At 58.9% G+C, this 4979-nt stretch carries 4 protein-coding genes; 1 reads left to right on the plus strand and 3 read right to left on the minus strand.

The window, feature by feature from the left end; all coding sequences use genetic code 11:
• Positions 1-217 precede the first annotated feature (217 nt).
• Both P8K07_06405 and P8K07_06410 read right to left on the minus strand, forming a co-directional pair.
• On the minus strand, positions 218-1261 hold the full coding sequence (locus tag P8K07_06405) for a hypothetical protein (GenBank protein ID MDG1958150.1): 1044 nt from the start codon (positions 1259-1261) through the stop codon (positions 218-220).
• Entirely contained in the window at positions 1258-3516 is a 2259-nt protein-coding gene (locus P8K07_06410; GenBank protein MDG1958151.1) for an AAA family ATPase, read from the minus strand. Before P8K07_06410 ends, P8K07_06405 begins: the two co-directional genes overlap by 4 nt.
• A 244-nt stretch (positions 3517-3760) precedes the next feature.
• On the opposite strand from P8K07_06410, the gene P8K07_06415 reads away from it, so the two are divergent.
• Positions 3761-4429 (plus strand): hypothetical protein, encoded by a 669-nt coding sequence (locus P8K07_06415; protein MDG1958152.1) that lies wholly within the window; start codon positions 3761-3763, stop codon positions 4427-4429.
• A 39-nt stretch (positions 4430-4468) separates the two neighbouring features.
• Here the strand turns inward: P8K07_06415 and P8K07_06420 are convergent, their stop codons facing one another.
• Positions 4469-4774: an SHOCT domain-containing protein gene (locus P8K07_06420; protein MDG1958153.1), complete on the minus strand. Its 306-nt coding sequence runs from the start codon at positions 4772-4774 to the stop codon at positions 4469-4471.
• Positions 4775-4979 lie beyond the last annotated feature (205 nt).

Raw genomic sequence — 4979 nt, forward strand, 5'->3', positions numbered from 1 at the left:
ATTCTCGGTGGTGATCCGAGAAGACATGCAGGACGCAGCGCGACGCGGCTACGTCGAGCTCGCCCTTGCAAAACGGGGAGGACGCGGAGAACTCGGAGATCTTGCCCGGGAGGGCGATGATGCGTTGGCCAAGGAAGCGGCTCGGAGAATCGGCTAGGCTCGGCCGACCCACCAAATCACCACGAGCGGTCCCGTGAAGTATTCAAAATGAGCCCGGTCAGTTCACAACCGCGAGCATCTCGTCGCGGATCTCCCACCACTCTCGCGCAAGGTTGACGCCTCGCGCCTGTACGCGGAATCCTTCGAGCTGCACATCCACCCCAATTGCCTTGTCGACGACGGGATAGAGCAGAACACCCTCATGGCGCGGGCCCGCCGGGACGGTCTCTTCACGATTACGCAGGTAAGTGAGAATTTGATATAAATTCCCCGAGTGCAACTTCTCAGATGCGCCTCGACTCGAGAACGCCTCGCGATAAAACTTGCAATCCAGGATGATCCGACGATCCGTGGCCTCGAGAATCAGGTCCGCCTCCATTCTGGGAATATGCGCTCGGTCGGCCTCTGAGGCCGCGGAGACATCCGCCCATTGAATCGCCCTTCCCTTGCGATTGACCGTGTATCGAATCTGTTCCTGCGCATAGAACCGAGTCACGAACTCCTCGAAAATACGCCACATCTGCGCTTCATCATCGCGGAAGTCAAAGATACGCGTGGCGCCGTCACCCTGATCCACGAGCGAACTCTCGTATGCGAGCAAACAAAGCGAAATCAAGAACCGATAAAGGCGCCGATTACCCGCAGCACGCGCTCTTGTGAAAAGCCTCCGATCGAGGGCGACGTCGGCCACTCCCGCAAGGCGCCGTCGAGCCTCGCGCACTTCACGACGCACCCTTTGGTCGAGCCCGTCCACGCCCTCAATTAACCCCAAGGTCGCCTTGAGGATCCGATTTTCGGGCGTATCGACAGAGAGTTCGCCAAACTTGCAGGTCACCCGGCCGCTGGATCGAACCGCCCTTTTCACCATTTCCGAGGGCAGGATCTTGCCCCGCACCCCTGCCAGATCTTCGACGCGGTCCAGGTAGTCGCGCGCCAACCCCTGCTTTACCAATCGCCGCGTGCCGTGGGCGAGAACTTTGCCAAGGAGGTCGTGCACCCGCTCCAGACCGCGCAACTCCGATAGCGAAACCAGGTCCGACTGATCCGCGTGCCCCCACGCGTAGCAGAGCAGGTAGTAGATATTGGCGATCGGAATCTTCAAGCCAGAAGCTCCTCGACTAGGTCGAGTGCCTTTTGGGGTTGATCGAACCAATACTCGGCAAGCAGCGGCTGAATCTGCGTCCGTACCACGCGCGCGTACCATTCCTCATCGATGGCGTCCTGGTCCTCCGGGGGAACAAAATAGCTATGACCGATTTCAAATCCGGGGCCGAGTTCCTTGTCATCCCCTCGAATGGTCTCGTTCAAGGTGGACATCTTCTCAATGATGCGGCGGATCAAATCTGCCTCCACACCCATCGAGGCCAGATAGGCCTCGAATCCGTCCGAGTTAAACGAGGGGCGCAACGAGGAAAACGCAAAACGGCGGCGTAGCGCGTAGTCCACGAGGGAAAGCGACTTGTCCGCGGTATTCATCATACCCAGAATGTAGACATTCTCGGGCACCGAGAACCGCTCTTCCCCCTGGGCATAGGTGAGCGGTATGGAAAATGCATCGCCCCTTTTATCCGACTCGATCAGCATGAGCAGCTCGCCAAAAATCTTCGAAAGATTGCCTCGGTTGATCTCGTCGATGATGAAAACATGACGTCGATCGGGGCGCTCACGCGCCCTGTCGCAGAAGCGCAGAAAGACCCCATCCCGCAGGACAAATCCACCGCTCTCCGTTGGGCGCCAGCCCTGCACGAAATCTTCGTAGGAATACGACTGGTGAAATTGCACCATCTCGATACAGTCATCGACTTTGGAACCGATCACGCTCCACGCAACCCGCTTGGCAATAAATGTTTTTCCCACACCCGGCGGGCCCTGCAGGATCAGATTCTTGCGAAGGTTGATGGAGTCGAGAATTTGCACGAATTCTGCCGACGAGAGGAAAACATCTTCCAATGCCTCGCCCAGTTCGTAGGGAGGAGAGGGAAGTGACGGCTCCGGCGCGTCTGGCGCGTCCGCCTCCATCCAGCCAAATGCATCTCGGACCCAAACCTTGTAGGGATCGCGGGTAAAATTCGTCAGGGTCTTGACCGCAAAGCTGCGCGCCTTCGGCACTTGCAGGCCTTTCGTCCACTTCCAATCCACACTGCGGATGTTCGGAGCTTCTGGCCGGTCTTCATCGAATTCGTAATCGCCGGTGATAACGCCCCAACCAAGCAGGCGAGTGCGGCCCTGCTTGGCGATCACAACGTCTCCGGGCTTCATTTCATGGGCAAACTGCCAGAGCGCGAGCGAATCATTGTATCGATTCCCGAGGCCTAGCGCGTCTCCCATCGCGGCTCGAGATTCGTATTGTGTGAGATCGCCCAGTCTCCAGTCAATCGCGATGAGACCGGAGTACTGGAAATCTTCCCAAAGCCGGCCCCCCTCTCCCGCACTGAGCATCCAGACCGAAGCGCTGCCGAACCGATTTGAAAACCAGACACGTGCAGATTGGAAATCCGCTTCCGTCTCCGGTTCCGTGGGTTCCTTCTCCTGGCCCTCGAAGTTCGACGGCTTTCCTTTTTTCCAGACCGAACTGTAGGGCTCGCGATAAAACAGAATCAGCTCGCCCGGCTTAGCCTCCGACTCAAGCTTCCGCCGGATTTCCAGAAGGGCCCGGTCTACCTCGACAGCATTCTTCAAGTCAGTCTTGGCACCCTCGCCCCATTTTTTCTCGTACGCCGTGCAAATATCTCTCTTGTTGCTCCGCGAAACGATGGGCTCAAATTCGTCAGGAAAGAGCAAAAACACCAAAGCGTGTCGAAGCTGGCGGCCCTCGACACCCTCGCATTCGTCAAGCCATGCCGCATATCCCCACGGGTCCTCGAGGAGATTCCGGCGCGACTCAAGGGGAAGGTCGAACCATCGCGCAAGCGACGTGATGAAGAATCGAAACTCCCGCCACCGGTGGGTCTGATACGCGGTACCAGGGTTCGCCACACCATCATCCATTGGCAGACCAAGGCCAGCGACCTCATCCTCCAGCGTTTCTCCGGACCAACTCCACACATCCCGGATTTGCGATCGCTTTGTCTCCCCGCCCATCGCACCCTGTGCGATCACCAGATACATAACCCAGAACATCTCGGCGGCCAGCTGATTGACGGCCGGGGCGGCCGGCGCGAGCTGCCCTTTCAACTTCTGAAAGAAACTCCCCTCGCCCTCGTCCGGGTTCTCGACGTAGTCGCGGATGAGTTCCCTGAAATTCTCCCGTGTCCAAAGTTGCTTCTCCGATAGAACGGAACCCTCATCCAACAAACAGCGGTCGCGCCACTCAACCGCGGCCTCCAGAATATGCTGGGCTCGTTCAAATCGGGGCATTGGACTCTCCTTGCTTCACCGGGAACTGATCAGACACCAAACCGCGCCGATGTCGAAAGCGAATACCGCCCAACCTGAGACCACTCCCTTGCCGTCACGTACGAAGAGTGCGCTATCGCAAATCTGGTCGGTTTCAAAGACCTCTAAATACCGGAAACACAAGAGAGCATAAACGCACGACCGAAAACCCCCTCGGCCAAAGCCCCCCTTGCTGGCCATCAGAAATCCTACTACGCCCTACCCCATGCGCATCGCCACCCTGAACGTCGCCCACCAAACCCGGGCCCCGAAGTCCGTGCCCGCCGACCTTCTGCAGTCCCTCGCCAATCTGAACCTTGACGCACTCGTTCTGACCGAGTTCGTCGAAACCCCGGAGTACCGCGAAGCCCTGACGCACCACTGGCCCCACGTCGAGACCTCCGAGCAGACCCCAAGAAAGCGCGGCTTTCACAACCAGATCGGCATTGCCGCCAATCAACCGATGCGCGTGCTCCCCCCCTTGCCCGCGGTCCCGACCCACACCGCTCAAACCAACCACCTCGCAGTCGAGATCGGTGACCTCACCCTCACCGGACTGCGGGCACCCGCATTCAAGGTCGCCGCGGATCGCAAAACCTGCTGGGATTCGGTCGCAAGGCACCTTACTTGCGGCGTGGTGATCGGGGACTTTAACCTGAACCCGGAACGATCGCCCAAGGAAGCCCGGATGGTGCCCGATGGATGGCGCGTCGTCACGCCTGCCTGTGGCGGGCCCAGCTTTCGGAGCCTGAAGAACGAATCCTCATCCACCGTCGACCATGCCTTTGTCACGCCCGAGATCAAAGTCGTCGCGGCAGAGTACCGGCCGGAGTTTTTCGGAAAGTGGAAGCTGGACCACTGCGCTCTGATTCTCGAGATCCGGATCGGAGATTGACGGACCGCGCACGCATCGTGCGGCGGCAGAACTCGAAACTCAGCGACTGGCGTTACCAAAATCCTGAATCGCCCGTTTGCGCTCGTTCTCGTACTCGGACTCGGAAATCAATTTGCGCTTGTAGAGATCCCGCAGAGTCTTGAGCTGGCTTTCCCGTTTTTGGGTCGGAGTTCCGCCGGTGCCCCGAACCGAACAATTGCCATCCCCGACAATCAAGAGTCGCCCGCCATGGCCCGACGCCGGCTCGAAAGTTCTCGTGGCTCTGGTTTCGACAGTCCCATCCGGTGTCGCACGAAGGGCGAGGCGCCGACCGGCCTCCCCCCAAACGGCACACCGTGCCGTCAAATTTCACGCCTCTCTGTCAGACACCACGGCATCCGGCCCACAGGCCACCCGCCGAACCAAAACAACACCGGCCGAACGCCGGCAAGAAAGGGAGAGACGATGAAAACTCGAGAAAATCACCAGATCATCAAGGGATTTCGCACCATTCTGGCAGCAGGCGTCCTGGCCGGCTCCATTCTGGCGGGAGGAGGCGTCGAGACGGCGT

It is taken from the genome of Candidatus Binatia bacterium, assembly GCA_029248525.1.
GTDB lineage: Bacteria > Desulfobacterota > Binatia > UBA12015 > UBA12015 > UBA12015.

Bases quoted from the DNA above. Each gene is read 5' to 3' on its own strand.
- P8K07_06410 (MDG1958151.1), bottom strand. From the start codon at position 3,516: ATGCCCCGATTTGAACGAGCCCAGCATATTCTGGAGGCCGCGGTTGAG.
- P8K07_06415 (MDG1958152.1), top strand. From the start codon at position 3,761: ATGCGCATCGCCACCCTGAACGTCGCCCACCAAACCCGGGCCCCGAAG.